The following is a 15,569-nucleotide window of genomic DNA, read 5'->3' on the forward strand; positions in this document are numbered from 1 at the left end:
AAGGAACATAATGACCTGATCCCTGATATCAGCATAGCTCAACGGCACAGACCCGCCACATTCGCAACACATTGATTTCATGAATGATTAAAGCGAACGTTCCGCTGGCGACCACTGCTGTGATAAATGAAGCGATTTACCGTCTGAAACGGTGACAACGATTTTTACCGTGTCTCCCGCATTAATATTTAAACTCAGGCGCATTAAATCAATCGTCTGATTAGCGGGTATAAAAAGGGTATTTTGCTGTCGGGACGAACTTTGTCCCCCCTGCCCTTCCCGAACGGAAACAATCTGAACCTGACAATCACACGGCTGCGCCAGGGTGACCTGAGGAATAATGGTGGTCATATTTTCCTGCTGCGACGTTTTGAAAGTTATCTGGCTGGAAAGCGCGGCAAGAAGAATTAAGGTATTCATGATGAACTCCCGAAAAAAAACAGGGCATCAGCCCTGTTTTTTTGTAGCACAGATTTAAGTATCAGTACTGATGAGCTGTCGCGTGGTTACCAAAACCAATCTGGGTAACGTTGACAGTAGAGTTAGAGGCAGTCTGGTCGACGAGGGCGCCGTTAAAGCCGCCGGACTGGCTAACGTTCATAACAGATTTTTTGCTGTTCCACTGATCCAGTGTTGCACTGTTGCCAAATCCTTTCTGGGTCAGGTTGATTTTACTGTCATCAGAACCCTGACCAACGTCAGCGCCGTTACCGCCACCTTTCTGGGTAATATTCAGCACGGAATTTCTGGCGTCTGTCTGCAGAGCAACCGCGGAGTTACCGCCACCGTCCTGATAAATATTCAGGGTTGAATTTGGGCCACTGTATCCGCCATGACCATGCCCATGGCCCCAGCCGCCCTGATTAATAGAACCCGCCATAGCACTACCAGAAACTACGATTGCTGCAAGCGCTGCCACTTTGAGAAATTTCATGGTAAACCCCCATCGGATTGATTAAAATCGTCGCGAATGCGCTAATGTTGAATAACGTTAATCGCCATTTGCGACTGTTTCTGCACTACAACTGCGGTTTTCTGCGTACCGTACTGCGTAATATTTGCTCTATTACCCGACCCTTTCTGGATAATTTTCGCGCTATTACCGTATCCCTCTTGCGTAATACCTGCATCATTAGCGGTACCGCTCTGATCGATCCAGGCTATATTGTAACTCCCTGATTGTTCAACTCTTGCTCTGTTGCCCGCTCCATCCTGTGAAACAATGGACAAGAGTTTTGAACCTTCCTGGCGAACCTGAGCGTCATTAAAAACACCCTGTTGACCAATAATGGCTGCCTGATTGAGTGATGAAAGACTTAATTCGTTAACCGCAAAGTTATATTCAGGATTGGCTAAATCTGAATTCGCTGCGGTTACAAATCCAGGCGCACCCAGTAATGTAAACACCATAAATAACGATGTGTATTTCATGTTGTCACCCTGGACCTGGTTATTTAATCACGCCATAACCTATAACCGTGTTACTTGTAAAAACGATGCATATTGTGTTAACGCGTCGTTACGGTGAAGAGTATGTCCGCTGAAACATTTTAAATATCTCACCCGCGCGGCTTATTTTTATTTTTCGGATCACCACAAAGTCGTAATTAACGACAAAAATCACTTTACTCAGGCCAGCTTATATTTTTTATTTGCCCTGTCCAACAATCAGGTTGTACAACGAGGCGAAGGCTGTCCACGCGTCTTCTCGCGTTGTTTAAACGTAACGGCAGAAGGACACTTTTTCACAGTCGTGACACGAAGCCCGTTTTCTTAAGCCAGACAACCGCGCATTTATGGGCTTAGAAATAATCTGTACCTCATACAGTTTTATCGTTCGCATAAAATAATAAATACACCTAATAATCAATGAGATATAAATATTTGTATGATTTTTAAAAACTGTGCATCTCTATTTAGATGTACAACTTTCTCATCATTTCTCGCTATTCATCACAAGTGATTTTCACAAATTAATATTGATTTTTACATTCGGTTACATGTTTAACACTTGCTTTAAACTTCGTAAAAGCTAGATTGAAATTAGATGTACGAAATTGGTTTTATATTTACCTCCCCGTGGAGGTTATGGTCTGATTCTACACACAGCAGTGCAACATCTGTCAGTACTTCTGGTGTCCTCTATTAAACAGGAGGACAGCTGCCAGGTGCCAAAAAAAAGTGGGGTTTCATCATGTATAATGAAGTCCATAGTTTACATGGTCATACATTACTGTTGATCACAAAACCTTCTTTGCAAGCGACAGCGTTATTACAACATTTAAAGCAATCTTTATCACTGAACGGGAAATTGCATAATATTCAACGTTCTTTTGATGATATTGCACCTGGCAGCATCATTCTGTTCGATATGATGGAAGCTGATAAAAAGCTCATCCATTACTGGCAAGATATTTTAAGCAGGAAAAACAATAATATCCGCGTGCTATTATTGAATACGCCTGATGAATATCCTTTCAGGGATATTGAAAGCTGGCCGCATATCAATGGCGTGTTCTACGTCACGGAAGAAGAAGACCGGGTAGTTGAGGGTCTGCAAGGCATATTGCGCGGAGAGTGTTATTTTTCGCAAAAGCTGGCCAGCTACCTCATCACGCACTCCGGAAATTATCGCTATAACAGCTCAGAGTCAGCACTGCTCACGCACCGTGAGAAAGAGATCCTGAATAAGTTACGCATTGGTGCTTCAAATATTGAAATCGCCCGTTCGTTATTTATCAGCGAAAATACGGTAAAGACGCACCTTTATAATCTTTTCAAGAAGATAGCTGTAAAAAACCGAACTCAGGCGGTTTCGTGGGCAAACGATAACCTCAGGCGTTAATCACATGAAGCGCACGTTGAGTTGCATCGCCGCAGCGAGTTTCCTGCTCGCTGCCGGGAATCTGAAGGCCATCGAGGTCGAAGTTCCCGGATTGTTAACAGACCACACTGTCTCATCGGTCGGGCACAGTTTTTACCGAGCCTTCAGTGACAAATGGGACAGTACTTATACCGGAAATATAACAATCAACGAGCGGCCCAGTGCACGATGGGGAAGTTGGATAACAATAACGGCCAATCAGTACGTTATTTATCAAACGTTTTTATTCCCCACTAAAATGGACTTCGATAAAAACGTAGCCCTGGCACTGGCCCAATCAGAAGACGCTATTAATCGCCTGCAAATAGATAAAGCCCTATTAAGCACCAGCGATTTAGCTAAAGACGAGTTCTAGCGAACCGATATGCGGAGGCTGTCATGCGTATTGCATATGCAGTTGTTTCGATAATGCTAATAACACCTATAAGCTGGGCCGGAAATATGACGTTTCAGTTCCGTAACCCTAACTTTGGCGGTAACCCTAACAACGGTGCCTTTCTGCTGAATGAAGCGCAGGCGCAAAACTCCTATAAGGACCCAAGCTTAAAGGATTTTAGCGTTGATACCCCATCCGCACTGGACAACTTCACTCAGGCTATCCAGTCGCAGATTTTAGGCGGGTTACTGACCAACATTAATACCGGCAAACCCGGCCGGATGGTGACCAACGATTTTATCGTTGATATCGCCAACACCGATGGACAGCTTCAGCTGAACGTGACCGATCGTAAAACCGGAAGGATCTCCACTATTCAGGTTTCCGGTCTACAAAGTAATTCAACTGACTTTTAAACAATAGCTAAATAAGGACAACGATCATGCAGCGCTTCCTGATATTTGTTGCAGTGTGCTTATTGAGCGGTTGTTTAACTGCTCCACCTAAAGAAGCTGCAAAACCAACATTAATGCCTCGGGCCCAGAGTTATCGTGATTTAACGCATTTACCTGCTCCAACGGGGAAAATATTTGTCTCCGTATACAACATTCAGGATGAAACCGGGCAATTTAAGCCTTACCCGGCAAGTAACTTCTCCACGGCCGTGCCGCAAAGCGCCACCGCGATGCTGGTTACCGCGCTCAAGGATTCGCGCTGGTTTATTCCGCTGGAACGTCAGGGTCTTCAGAACCTGTTGAATGAACGGAAAATCATTCGTGCCGCACAGGAGAATGGTACCGTCGCGGCCAATAACCGCACGCCTCTGGAATCTCTGGCGGCAGCGAACGTGATGATTGAAGGATCGATTATTGGTTACGAAAGTAACGTTAAATCGGGTGGTGCGGGCGCGCGGTACTTCGGTATCGGTGCGGATACCCAGTACCAGCTCGACCAAATCGCCGTTAACCTGCGTGTGGTCAACGTCAGTACAGGCGAAGTGCTCTCTTCGGTGAACACCAGCAAAACCATCCTGTCTTATGAAGTTCAGGCAGGGGTATTCCGCTTCATCGATTACCAGCGTTTGCTGGAGGGTGAAATTGGCTACACCTCTAACGAGCCGGTCATGATGTGTCTGATGTCGGCCATTGAAACCGGCGTGATCTTCTTAATCAACGACGGTATTGACCGCGGGCTGTGGGATCTGCAAAACAAAGCAGACGTGCAGAACCCGATACTGGTGAAATACCGCGATATGTCAGTCCCTCCGGAATCCTGACAGGAAGCGCATAAAAAAGGCGAGATGATTATCTCGCCTTTTTTTATTCGCTCACCGCCGTGATGCCTTGCGCTTTTTCCCGCCGCGACGCCAGCCAAAGACCGCTGTTTTTCATGGCATAGCCAAACAGCAATCCCAGCGCCAGAGAAGGAACGACCAGCTTCCAGTCACCCTGCCCTGCAAAGGTCGCGCACGCCCCAATAAAGGTGCCCGGCACAAACGAAAGCAGGAGATGCTTAGCCTGAATACACATCAGGAAGGCAACAACGCCCGTCATGATGTACCCCAGCATCTCCAGATGCGGCGCCAGCGCGCTGCCTTTCATGATCACCAGCGCCCAGATCACCCCGCTCATCAGCGTGCAGCCTGAGATAAAGAGCCCTTTGACGCCCCCCTGCGGGCAGGCGAAATAGGCCGTACAGCCAAGGAATCCAGCCCAGCTGAGCAATCCGAGAGACACGGCCACCCATCCCCAGAGCCCGGAGAGAATGCCCGTTGTTATTGCGATACAAAGTAATATGTTCATGGCGCGCATCTTAGCAGAAGCGCACCATGGAAATGCGATCAGAAGCACATTATGTGCAAATTGAAATGCGGCGTTGCAGAATTTATGTGATCTAAATCACTCTCCGTTCTCTTCTTCCAGCTCATCCCACATCGCCGCAATTGCGTCGCGGGTCAGCGGTGCCAGCGTTCTCCAGAATGGCGAGGCGGCGTGGGCTTCTACTTTCCCAAGGAATGTTCCGACCCACGGCAGCAGGTACGTTTCGAAAAGCGTTTCGATAGCTTCGTTCTCATCATCCCCGGCGTTATCTTCAATCCAGGAAGCGGCCAGCAGCAGCGTACCGATATGGTCCGCAGGCGTATCGCTCAGCGGCATACCGCGCGTGGAGAGGAAAGCACGGACTTCCGCTTCCGTCGCCCCTTCCTGCCAGGCAGAACGGTATGGCGAAACGCGGCACTCATCGCCGACGAACAGCGCATTGTAATCGGTCGCAATCTGCTGCATGTCGCAGCTTTTTTGCAGACGCGCCAGTAAATCATCCTGTTCCAGCGGCCAGTTCTCCGCCAGCTTACCTTCACGAATTAACGTAAAGAGCGGAACCAACAGCGGGTCTTGCGGCTGGCGATAATAGAGCGTACCCAGCACGCGGCAAAGGATGGAAAACTCGTTCATTTTTATTATTCCATTACACAATTAAAGATCGGCAAATTCGGCAATCGGCTCCATGCCGCGCGATTCGAGGAAATCGAGCATGCGGCGCGGAGTCACGTTCAGGATTTGCGCTTCCGGGAAGTTAACGTCATTGAGCACTTTCAGGCACTCGCTGAAATCACCCAGCGTAAAGGCGGTATGGGAATCCGAACCCAACGCCACCATGCCGCCCGCATCGCGTACGGCGGCGGCCACTTCGCGGCAGTTGGCTTCACTGCCCTTGCGCGAGTGAACAAAGGAGGAGTTGTTAATCTCCAGCGCCACGCGGTGCTTCGCTGCCGCCTGCGCGACAGCCTGAATATCAATCGGGTACTTCGGGTTGCCGGGGTGGCTGATAATGTGCACATTGCCGCTGGCAATGGTGGCAATCATCGCCGCGGTGTTGGTCTCTTTATCCTGAGGTGCAAAAACCGGCTCGTGGAAACCGGCGAGGATAAGATCCAGAGACGTCAGCATCGGCCCGGTGCAGTCGATCTCACCGTCGGTATTTTTGATATTCGCCTCGATGCCGCGCAGTATCCCAATGCCGTCCACCAGACGTGGCCAGATCCGCATATTCACAAAATGCCAGTAGTGCGGCGCATCCGCCATGTCCGGACCATGATCGGTGATCGCGAACAGCTTAATGCCTTTCAGCTTCGCCTGGGCGATATAATCATGGAGGTTGCTATACGCGTGGGTACTGGCGACGGTGTGCATATGCAGGTCAACGGGATACATCTCTCTCTCCTCTGCGGTTTTTCCAAAGGATAGCAGTTATCAGCGGCGAATATTAGCAAAAACCCGGCGAACGCCGGGTTTCTCTCAGTAGCCGCGCTGTCTGTCAACCTGGCCGGTGACCGCGTTACCCTTCTCCATTTCGCTGATGGTATGGGATATGTACGCCACCGCTTCTGCCGGACGCGTCACGGCGGCCACGTGCGGGGTCATCGCCACGCGCGGATGTGCCCACAGCGGGCTTTCCACCGGCAGCGGCTCACGGCTGTAGACATCCAGCATGGCGCCTTTTAGCTTTCCACTGTCCAGCGCCTTCAGCAGATCGGGCTCGACCAGATGCACCCCGCGCGCCAGGTTCATCAGGTAGCTCTGATCGGCTAACTGGTTGAGCAAGGTTTCATTGATGATCCCTACCGTTTCCGCCGTGTTGGGCAGCAGGTTGATCAGCACGCGCGTGCCGTTCAGAAAGGCCGGAAGCTCATCCGTTCCGGCAAAGCTCTCTACGCCCGGATAGTCCTTACGGCTGCGGCTCCAGCAGCGCAGCGGGAAGCCCCACGGAGCGAGAGCTTCAGCCACTTTTGAGCCCAGCACGCCCGCACCGAGGATGCCGATGGTAAAGTCTTCGCGACGGTAATCCGGCAGCGGCTCCCAGTGGGCCTGCTGTTTAAAGGCCTGATAGTCATCAAAGCGGCGGAACCAGTGCAGCACCTGGCTGACGGCATATTCCTGCATCTGCTGGCCCATGCCGGTATCTTCCAGGCGGAACAGGGGAATCGCTTCCGGCAGCATGTCAGGGTGCGCCTTCAGCTTGCTCAGAATGGAATCCACGCCCGCCCCCAGGGCAAAAACGGCCTTCAGCTTACGGCCCTGGAGCATTTCTACCGGCGGATGCCAGACCAGCGCATAGTCAGCATGTTCGTTATCTCCACGCTTCCACTCGCGAACGCGTGCGCCGGGTAAAGCTGCCGTGAGCGCCTCGATCCAGTAGGCCGTATCAAACGTGGGGTGATAGAAAAGTATATCCATAGTCATTCCTGCCTTTTATTGCGCTGATTTATTTTGCTTTTTAACGAGGTTGTCAGCATAACAAATTTATTGCGCGGCTGTGTTGCTGATAAAAAAGACGCTTTCAGCACAATTAAGAATCATGTTGCCTGAAGTTTGTCTAAACGCGCTAAATTACTGAAAAAGTGAGTTGACGGCAGTTCGGCTTTTCCTTACATTAGCGCCCGTCCCGTCAACAACGGGATGACAATATGGTGAGGTGTCCGAGTGGCTGAAGGAGCACGCCTGGAAAGTGTGTATACGGCAACGTATCGGGGGTTCGAATCCCCCCCTCACCGCCATATTTAAAGAAGAGCTCGCATGAAAATGCGGGCTTTTTTTTCGCATATTGCACGCATGCAGGGGGGATTCGAACCTTGAAACTCCCTGCGCTCTTTATGTCGGGTGGCGCTGCGCTTACCCGACCTACAAAAAGCTACTCCTCCACCATCTTCGCATACTCTTCAGTCAGAAAATCCACCAGCGTCCTGACCGACGGCAGCATGCCGCGCCGCGAAGGATAAACCGCGTGAATCACTTCCCGTCGGGGTTCCCACGCGTCCAGCACCCGTACCAGTTCCCCTGACGCAAGCTGATCCTTCACCATCAATATCGGCAACTGTACAACGCCCACGCCCGCCATCGCTGCTTCCCGCAATGCCAGCATGTCGGTGGTAATAAAGCGCGGTGCGTAGTGGATCTCCGCTTTCGCCCCTTCTGGACCACTGAGCTCCCATTTATGCACCTGTTTACCGGCCCCCATACTTAATCCAGGCCATTCACTGAGCTCGGAAGGCATTCGCGGTTTACCCATACGTTCAATCAACTGCGGACTTGCCACCAGGCAATGCCCCCTGTCAGCCAGCACCCTTAACACCAGATCGCTGTCATCAAACGGACGCGGACGCACGCGGATAGCCACATCAATACCTTCGCCAACAAGATCGACCCGACGATTGGTGGCCTCAAGCTGGAGATTAATCCCGGGGTAGCGCGCCATAAACCGCGCCAGCATCGGTCCCACGTGGACGTGCAGTAACGTGACGGGACAGGTGATCCTGACGACGCCGCGCGGCTCAGCCTGCAGCGCAGCAACGGCCTCCTCTGCCGCTTCTGCTTCTATCAGCATTGCCTTACAGTGCTGATAGAAAGTGTGCCCCACTTCCGTCACCGTAAACTGCCGCGTCGTGCGCTGTATCAACCGTACGCCAAGCCGCTCCTCCAGCTGCGCGATCCTGCGGCTCAGTTTGGACTTGGGTTGGTCAAGCGCCCTTCCCGCCGCCGCAAACCCCCCGTACTCCACTACCTTCACAAACCAGACGAAGTCATTGAGATCCTGCATAAATCCTCATCGTTCTATTTTCAGAACAGTGAATGCCATTTTAACTATCTACCGGGATATTAACCCTGAATATAAGCTAATTACATCAACAGAACATCAGGAGTTAATCATGAAAAACATCACTGGCGTTTATACCGCTCCTCGTCAGCACTGGGTGGGCGACGGTTTCCCGGTCCGTTCAATGTTCTCCTATCAGACGCACGGCGAGCCGCTCAGCCCGTTCCTGCTGCTGGACTACGCGGGCCCATACACCTTTCCGGCAGACGGTGCGAAACGCGGCGTAGGCCAACACCTTCACCGGGGTTTTGAAACGGTCACTCTCGTCTATTCCGGTGAAGTGGAGCATCGCGACTCCACGGGGAAAGGCGGCGTCATTGGGCCCGGCGACGTGCAGTGGATGACCGCCGGCGCAGGCATTTTGCACGAGGAGTTCCACTCCAGCGCGTTCTCACAGAAAGGCGGAGAACTCAAAATGATGCAGCTTTGGGTCAACCTGCCGGCGAAAGACAAGATGGCCGCACCGGGCTACCAGAGCATTACGAAAGCCGACATCCCGGTAGTGACGCTGCCTGACGACGGTGGAACGCTGCGGGTTATTGCCGGTCGCTACGACACGGTGACCGGCCCGGCGCACACCTTCTCGCCGCTCAACGTCTGGGACTTCGCGCTGAACCAGGGAAGCCATCTTACGCTCGCTCAGCCGGAAGGCTGGAGCACGGCGCTGGTCGTGCTTGAAGGCAGCATCACGGTAAACGGTACCGCTCAGGCGGGTGAAGCCCAGCTGGTCGTGTTAAGTCAGGAAGGCGACAAACTGCACCTGGAAGCGAACAGCGATGCAAAAGTGCTGCTGATGGCCGGCGAGCCGCTGAATGAACCGATCGTGGGCTACGGCCCGTTTGTGATGAACAGTAAAGCCGAAATCAACGAAGCCATTCGTGATTTCAATTCCGGCCGCTTCGGCCAGCTCTGAACGTAATAAAGGAGAAGAACATGTCTACACCTGCGAACTTTAATGGAACCCGTCCGGTCATCGATGTGAACGATGCTGTGATGCTCCTTATCGATCACCAGAGCGGTCTGTTCCAGACCGTTGGTGATATGCCAATGCCGGAACTGCGTGCCCGTGCGGCAGCGCTGGCAAAAATCGCTACCCTGGCGAAGATCCCGGTGATCACCACCGCGTCCGTCCCGCAAGGGCCGAACGGACCGCTTATCCCGGAGATCCACGCCAACGCGCCGCATGCGCAATATGTTGCCCGCAAAGGCGAGATCAACGCCTGGGATAACCCGGAATTCGTGGCGGCGGTAAAAGCCACCGGGCGTAAGACGTTGATCATTGCGGGTACCATTACCAGCGTCTGCATGGCCTTCCCGTCGATCAGCGCGGTTGCGGACGGGTATAAGGTGTTTGCGGTGATTGATGCCTCCGGCACCTACAGCAAAATGGCGCAGGAGATCACGCTGGCGCGCGTTGTACAGGCCGGTGTGGTCCCGATGGATACGGCGGCGGTGGCCTCTGAGATCCAGCGTACCTGGAACCGTGAAGATGCGGCGGAGTGGGCGGAAGTGTACACCCACATCTTCCCGGCTTATCAGCTGCTGATCGAAAGCTACAGCAAAGCGCAGGAAGTGGTTAAAAACAGCGAAGTGCTCGATTCACAGCGTTAATCCCCTGCTCCGCGGCGTAAAAACCGTGGAGCTGATTATTGCTTAACCGAACAGGCACTAAAGCTGAAAATCTGCTTGACCGTGTCAGCGCAACTCCCTATAGTAGCGCCCCGTTGCCCCCCACGCGGTCAGGCAGCAAAACAATATGGTGAGGTGTCCGAGTGGCTGAAGGAGCACGCCTGGAAAGTGTGTATACGGCAACGTATCGGGGGTTCGAATCCCCCCCTCACCGCCATATTCGAGATGAGAGCTCGTACGAAAGTACGGGCTTTTTTCTTTTATATTCTCCGAAAGGGGGGATTCAAACCTTGAAACTCCCTGCGCTCTTTATGCCTGGTGGCGCTGCGCTTACCATGCCTACGGGTATTGTAGGTCGGGTAAGCGCAGCGCCACCCGACAACATGCCTGCACATAAAACAAAGCCCGGTTTCCCGGGCCTTGAACGCAACTGCACACTCAGTAATACGCTTGCAGCGTGCGCTGGCAGAGCGCCGAGCGCACGCAGTCATCTTTGGTGAAGCGTACCACCCCAATCATCTCATCTTCCTCAAAACGTGACATGGCGTCGCTCAGTCCGGATTTCACGCCGGACGGCAGGTCACACTGGGTAATATCGCCGTTAACGATAACCGTCACGTTCTCCCCGAGGCGCGTTAAAAACATCTTCATTTGCGCAGCGGTCACGTTCTGAGCCTCGTCAAGAATGACGACCGCATTTTCAAATGTACGTCCGCGCATATAGGCGAACGGCGCGATTTCCACCTTGCCAATCTCTGGCCGCAGGCAGTACTGCATGAAAGATGCACCCAGCCGCTTCACCAGCACGTCATAGACGGGCCTGAAGTACGGGGCAAACTTCTCCGAAATGTCACCGGGCAAGAAGCCGAGATCTTCATCAGCCTGCAGTACCGGACGGGTAACAATGATTCTTTCCACGTCCTTATGGATCAGCGCTTCCGCCGCTTTGGCTGCACTGATCCAGGTTTTCCCGCATCCGGCTTCACCGGTTGCAAAGATGAGCTGTTTACTCTCGATAGCATTCAGGTAGTGCGCCTGAGCCTCATTGCGCGCCACAATTGGAGAATTATCACGGCTGTCACGGGCCATGCCAATTGCTTCTACGCCACTCATCTGCACAAGCGAGGTGACCGATTCTTCTTCACGCTGTTTATGGCTACGTGAATCCCGTCTCAGCACACGTTTTGCTTCGCGACGAGCTTTGATCACTGCTTTTTGTCTTCCCATGGATAGCACCTTGAGTTGTTGGTATTCATCACACGCGCCAGCATCGGCACGATTATGCGCACGAACATCAGAGGGTTGGCTTCCTTGTAAGCCATTGCTTGCACTATCGGATGACGATACGGAACAGCTACGCGCACCGTTCTGCACGTCGGTCGAATCAGATTCTTGAGGGAGGGGGGAAAATTTAGTGGTGAGGAAATCGCTGCCGGAGTCTGAGCCTCCGCGCCGGGTGCTGCGGTTGTTATGTTTACCTTGTCCAGTACAGGACGCAACCATTCGCGATCTCCATAGTGATTCAGCATCACTGCCGGGAACTACCGCTGTCTTATCTTAAGTACATCAGGAGTTATCATAAATGCAACATTTATTTTACCTGAATGCAACTTTTAGGACTGTCCCTACAGTTGAAATCAGTCTCATATAGAAATATTACAGAAATATAACAGCAGGATAGTCATATGAAAAAATAATGTCCCCGCGAACGGTTGCGGGGACAATTATCAGGCTTCAATAAGACCCTGCGCGAGATACGCGTTGCTGTCGCGCACGCCTGGCAGGGCAAAGAAATAGCCGCCGCCGATAGGTTTAATGTACTCTTCCAGCGCTTCGCCGTTTAAGCGCTTCTGTACCGTCAGGAACCCCTTCTCGAGATCGTGCTGATAGCAGACGAACAGCAGCCCCATATCGAGCTGACCGGAATTGGTCACGCCGAGCGAGTAGCTGTATCCCCGACGCATCATCAGACTGGACTGCGTCTCTTTGGTACGCGGATTGGCCAGACGAATATGGCTGTCCAGCGCAATCACGTCGCCATTCGGATCGCGGGCGTAGTCAGGCACATCATGCTCGTTCTTCATGCCGAGCGGCGCCCCGCTTTGCTTATCGCGACCGAAGATCGTCTGCTGCTCTTTGAGCGGCGTGCGGTCCCAGAACTCCACGTGGAACTGAATAATGCGCACCGCCTGATAGCTACCGCCGACCGCCCATGCCGGTTCGCCCTGATCGGCAGTGACCCACACCACCTCCTTCATGAGCGCGCTATCATGGCTGTCCGGGTTGGCCGTGCCGTCCTTGAAGCCCAGCAGGTTCACCGGTGTCTCTTTCCCTTTGCTGCGGGCGGCGTGGTCAGAGATAAACCCTTCCCGCTTCCAGCGCACGCTCAGCAGATCCGGCGTGTGCTTAATGATGTCGCGCAGGGCGTGGATTACCGTGTCCTGCGTATTGGCGCAAATCTGCAGAAGCAGATCGCCGTGGCAGAGGGCGGCGTCCAGGGAATCATTCGGGAAACGCGTCATTTTTTGCAGCGCCTTCGGCTTCTGTTTTGCCAGCCCGTAGCGCGCGTCAAACAGCGATTCACCCAGCGAAACGGTAATGGTCAGGTTATCCGGGGCGATGAAAGGCCCCAGAATGCCGGAGTCCATTGGCGGCAGACGCGGGTTCGGCGTCTCGGGCGCCGGTCCACCGGCGGTAAGAAACGCGATGCGCGTCGTCAGCAGGCGGAACAGGCGTTCCAGATCGGCTTTATCGCTGGCCAGCGAATCAAAGGCCACCAGCATCATCGACGCCTGCTGCGGCGTAAGAATGCCCGCCTGATGCTCGCCATAAAACGGCTGCGTCTCCATGCGGGCGTTGGGTGACAGCGTGCCGGGCGCGCTTTGCGGTTTCGCCGCGTGCGCCACCGGACACCCGCCACCCAGAGCAAGCGCGCCCCCGAGCGCCCCCACCCCTTTTAACAACCGACGACGGGAAGGCTCAGCCACGTCGTTCTCGTTATGCTTATTCATCGTGCTTAGTCCAGACCCAGTACGCCACGCAGCAGGGAGAGATCTTCCGCCAGGGCGGTAATCGGGCCTTTCAGCGCGTTACGGTCGGCATCGGTCAGCTTATCGTAGGTCTCAAACCCGTCTTTGGTGCGGTACTTCGCCAGGATGGTGTCGACTTTTTTGAAGTTGGCATCCACCTTGGCCAGCAGCTCGCCGTTCTCTTTCTGCAGCTGAGGACGCAGCAGGTTAACAATTTTCTGCGCGCCGTCGACGTTTGCCTGGAAGTCCCACAGGTCGGTATGGCTGTAGCGATCTTCTTCGCCGCTGATTTTGCTCGCGGCCACTTCTTCAATCAGACCGGCCGCGCCGCCCACCACTTTAGACGGCGGGAAGGCCAGCTCGCTGATGCGCTTTTGCAGCTCCAGCACGTCGCTGTTCAGCTGCTCAGCGTATTTCTCCATCCCTTTGGTGGTGTTGTCGCCAAACAGGGCTTTCTCCAGACGGTGGAAACCGGTGAATTTCGGATCGGCGGCCTTCTGCTCGAAATCATCTTCACGGGCATCGATGCTGCCATCAAGGTCAGAGAACAGCTCGGCGATCGGCTCGATGCGCTCGTAGTGCTGACGGGTTGGCGCATAGAGGGATTTCGCTTTTTCGATATCCCCGGCCTTCACCGCATCGGTAAAGGCTTTGGTTGCCGTCGCCAGCTCCGCCGTCTCTTTCGTGACGTACGCCTTATACGCGGTAATTGCATCGCCCAGGCTCAGCACCGCAGCGCCTTTCGCCGCATCGGCCGTCGCTTCACCTTTGACGATGAGCTTCCCTTTCGGGTTGGTCAGCAGGCCGCAGGTCATCTCATACTCGCCCGGCTGCAGGTTGGCGGTCATCTTCTGGCTAAAGCCAGGGGCGATATTTTCACGCTCTTCCACCACCAGAACCCCTTTCAGGATCTCCCACTCCAGCGCCTTCTGGCTGTGGTTCTGAATAATAAACTGGGTTTTACCGCTGTTCACCGTGAGGGTCATCGGCTCACACTGCTTGTCGTTGACGGTGACCTTAACCTGTGGAACATCCGCGCCCCAGGCGGAGAAAGCAGAAGCGAACAGCGCGGCAATGCCTGCGCATAACGCACTACGACGGAACTGAATTGCCATGACTCTTCCCTTTAAAAGTATGTTGTCACTAAATCAAAAATTACGGCGCAACGCGCGACGCCTGCGTGCCGGTACGCGGCGGCATTGCGAACAGCACCAGCGCCGGAACCAGATAAATGAAGTACATCGCCACCTCGCTGACGCTCGGCGTTTCCTGATAGCCGAAGATACCTTCGAGCAGGGTTCCGGTCAGAGAGTGCGTGGAGAGAACGTTGCTGAGGTCAAACGCCACGTCCTGGAAATGGTTCCACAGGCCCGCTTCATGGAAGGCGCGAATCGCCCCAGCCGCCAGACCCGCCGCCACCAGCAGAATAAACAGGCTGGTCCACTTGAAGAAGGCGCCCAGGTTCAGGCGGATACCGCCCCAGTACAGCAGGAAGCCGAGCACCACGGCCGTGGCGAGGCCCAGCACGGCCCCCAGCGGCGGCCAGATCCCCACATCCTGCTGAAACGCTGCCAGCAGGAAGAAAACAGACTCCAGCCCTTCACGCGCGACGGCGAAAAAGACCATCATAATGAGCGCCCAGCCGTGGTTGTTCCCCTTCTGCAGCGCGTTATCCACCGCCTGCTCCAGCTGCACCTTCACGTTACGCGAGACTTTACGCATCCAGAACACCATCCAGGTGAGGATCACCACCGCAATCACGGCGACGATACCTTCAAACAGCTCCTGCTCTTTCTGCGGGAACTCGCCGGTGGTTTCGTTAATGAGAATGCCCAGGCCCAGGCAGAGCGCCGCGGCAAGGAATACGCCGACCCACATGACGCCAATCCAGCGCCCGCGCTGGGTTCGCTTCAGATAACTGGCGATGAGGCTCACGATAAGGGCGGCTTCGAGCCCTTCACGTAACATAATGAGAAATGGAACAAACATGCCGACACCT

General features: G+C 53.6%; 18 protein-coding genes and 2 tRNA genes. 8 read left to right on the forward strand and 12 right to left on the reverse strand.

Annotated features, from left to right (window positions below):
- Nucleotides 1–87: 87 nt before the first annotated feature.
- The 3 genes from csgC to csgB form a co-directional block, all read right to left on the reverse strand.
- Nucleotides 88–420, reverse strand: a complete 333-nt coding sequence (csgC, locus tag ACOTXI_RS01115) for a curli assembly chaperone CsgC (RefSeq protein ID WP_023343744.1) — start codon at nt 418–420, stop codon at nt 88–90.
- A gap of 61 nt (nt 421–481) precedes the next feature.
- Nucleotides 482–934 carry a curli major subunit CsgA gene (csgA, locus tag ACOTXI_RS01120; protein WP_008500842.1) on the reverse strand — a complete coding sequence of 151 codons (453 nt, stop codon included), beginning with the start codon at nt 932–934 and terminating at the stop codon, nt 482–484.
- Nucleotides 935–975: 41 nt separating this feature from the next.
- Complete coding sequence (gene csgB / locus ACOTXI_RS01125; RefSeq protein ID WP_058654599.1) at nt 976–1,431, reverse strand: curli minor subunit CsgB; 456 nt, start codon at nt 1,429–1,431, stop codon at nt 976–978.
- A 763-nt stretch (nt 1,432–2,194) separates the two neighbouring features.
- Between csgB and csgD the strand changes: the two genes are divergently transcribed.
- The 4 genes from csgD to csgG are packed head-to-tail and all read left to right on the forward strand — an operon-like array spanning nt 2,195 to nt 4,536.
- Nucleotides 2,195–2,845: a biofilm master transcriptional regulator CsgD gene (gene csgD, locus ACOTXI_RS01130; RefSeq protein WP_021240790.1), complete on the forward strand. Its 651-nt coding sequence runs from the start codon at nt 2,195–2,197 to the stop codon at nt 2,843–2,845.
- Between the two features lie 4 nt (nt 2,846–2,849).
- Nucleotides 2,850–3,239 carry a curli production assembly/transport protein CsgE gene (gene csgE, locus ACOTXI_RS01135; RefSeq protein ID WP_058654601.1) on the forward strand — a complete coding sequence of 130 codons (390 nt, stop codon included), beginning with the start codon at nt 2,850–2,852 and terminating at the stop codon, nt 3,237–3,239.
- Between the two features lie 23 nt (nt 3,240–3,262).
- The gene (csgF, locus tag ACOTXI_RS01140) at nt 3,263–3,676 is read left to right on the forward strand and encodes a curli production assembly/transport protein CsgF (RefSeq protein WP_008500846.1); all 414 of its coding nucleotides are present in this window, start codon (nt 3,263–3,265) and stop codon (nt 3,674–3,676) included.
- Nucleotides 3,677–3,702: 26 nt separating this feature from the next.
- Nucleotides 3,703–4,536, forward strand: a complete 834-nt coding sequence (gene csgG, locus ACOTXI_RS01145) for a curli production assembly/transport protein CsgG (RefSeq protein WP_008500847.1) — start codon at nt 3,703–3,705, stop codon at nt 4,534–4,536.
- Between the two features lie 43 nt (nt 4,537–4,579).
- Here the strand turns inward: csgG and ACOTXI_RS01150 are convergent, their stop codons facing one another.
- The 4 genes from ACOTXI_RS01150 to ghrA all read right to left on the reverse strand — a co-directional run bounded on the left by ACOTXI_RS01150 (nt 4,580) and on the right by ghrA (nt 7,495).
- Nucleotides 4,580–5,062, reverse strand: a complete 483-nt coding sequence (locus ACOTXI_RS01150; RefSeq protein ID WP_072205916.1) for a DUF1097 domain-containing protein — start codon at nt 5,060–5,062, stop codon at nt 4,580–4,582.
- A 96-nt stretch (nt 5,063–5,158) separates the two neighbouring features.
- Nucleotides 5,159–5,713: a TorD/DmsD family molecular chaperone gene (locus tag ACOTXI_RS01155; protein ID WP_008500849.1), complete on the reverse strand. Its 555-nt coding sequence runs from the start codon at nt 5,711–5,713 to the stop codon at nt 5,159–5,161.
- Between the two features lie 21 nt (nt 5,714–5,734).
- Complete coding sequence (locus tag ACOTXI_RS01160; protein ID WP_008500850.1) at nt 5,735–6,472, reverse strand: phosphatase; 738 nt, start codon at nt 6,470–6,472, stop codon at nt 5,735–5,737.
- A gap of 84 nt (nt 6,473–6,556) precedes the next feature.
- Entirely contained in the window at nt 6,557–7,495 is a 939-nt protein-coding gene (gene ghrA, locus ACOTXI_RS01165) for a glyoxylate/hydroxypyruvate reductase GhrA (protein WP_021240795.1), read from the reverse strand.
- A gap of 232 nt (nt 7,496–7,727) precedes the next feature.
- Here ghrA and ACOTXI_RS01170 point away from each other — a divergent pair.
- Nucleotides 7,728–7,815 (forward strand) — tRNA-Ser (locus ACOTXI_RS01170).
- A 134-nt stretch (nt 7,816–7,949) separates the two neighbouring features.
- Here ACOTXI_RS01170 and ACOTXI_RS01175 read toward each other — a convergent pair.
- A complete protein-coding gene (locus ACOTXI_RS01175; protein WP_025912992.1) occupies nt 7,950–8,855 on the reverse strand; it encodes a LysR family transcriptional regulator in 906 nt (301 codons plus the stop codon).
- A 109-nt stretch (nt 8,856–8,964) separates the two neighbouring features.
- Between ACOTXI_RS01175 and ACOTXI_RS01180 the strand changes: the two genes are divergently transcribed.
- From ACOTXI_RS01180 to ACOTXI_RS01190, 3 genes are all read left to right on the forward strand, one after another.
- Nucleotides 8,965–9,825, forward strand: coding sequence for a pirin family protein (locus ACOTXI_RS01180; RefSeq protein WP_103786798.1), 861 nt, complete (start codon nt 8,965–8,967; stop codon nt 9,823–9,825).
- A 20-nt stretch (nt 9,826–9,845) separates the two neighbouring features.
- A complete protein-coding gene (locus ACOTXI_RS01185) occupies nt 9,846–10,523 on the forward strand; it encodes an isochorismatase family protein (protein ID WP_008503510.1) in 678 nt (225 codons plus the stop codon).
- Between the two features lie 147 nt (nt 10,524–10,670).
- Nucleotides 10,671–10,758: transfer RNA gene (locus tag ACOTXI_RS01190), tRNA-Ser, on the forward strand.
- Nucleotides 10,759–10,979: 221 nt separating this feature from the next.
- On the opposite strand, the gene phoH is transcribed toward ACOTXI_RS01190, so the two are convergent.
- From phoH to efeU, 4 genes are all read right to left on the reverse strand, one after another.
- Nucleotides 10,980–11,768, reverse strand: a complete 789-nt coding sequence (gene phoH, locus ACOTXI_RS01195; protein ID WP_008503509.1) for a phosphate starvation-inducible protein PhoH — start codon at nt 11,766–11,768, stop codon at nt 10,980–10,982.
- Between the two features lie 500 nt (nt 11,769–12,268).
- The gene (gene efeB / locus ACOTXI_RS01200) at nt 12,269–13,552 is read right to left on the reverse strand and encodes an iron uptake transporter deferrochelatase/peroxidase subunit (RefSeq protein WP_058654602.1); all 1,284 of its coding nucleotides are present in this window, start codon (nt 13,550–13,552) and stop codon (nt 12,269–12,271) included.
- 5 nt (nt 13,553–13,557) lie between these two features.
- Nucleotides 13,558–14,685, reverse strand: coding sequence for an iron uptake system protein EfeO (gene efeO / locus ACOTXI_RS01205; RefSeq protein ID WP_021240800.1), 1,128 nt, complete (start codon nt 14,683–14,685; stop codon nt 13,558–13,560).
- 40 nt (nt 14,686–14,725) lie between these two features.
- Entirely contained in the window at nt 14,726–15,559 is an 834-nt protein-coding gene (efeU, locus tag ACOTXI_RS01210; protein ID WP_008503506.1) for an iron uptake transporter permease EfeU, read from the reverse strand.
- Nucleotides 15,560–15,569 lie beyond the last annotated feature (10 nt).

Origin of the sequence: Enterobacter cloacae complex sp. BZL2005 (assembly GCF_049238885.1) — a bacterium.
GTDB lineage: Bacteria > Pseudomonadota > Gammaproteobacteria > Enterobacterales > Enterobacteriaceae > Enterobacter > Enterobacter roggenkampii.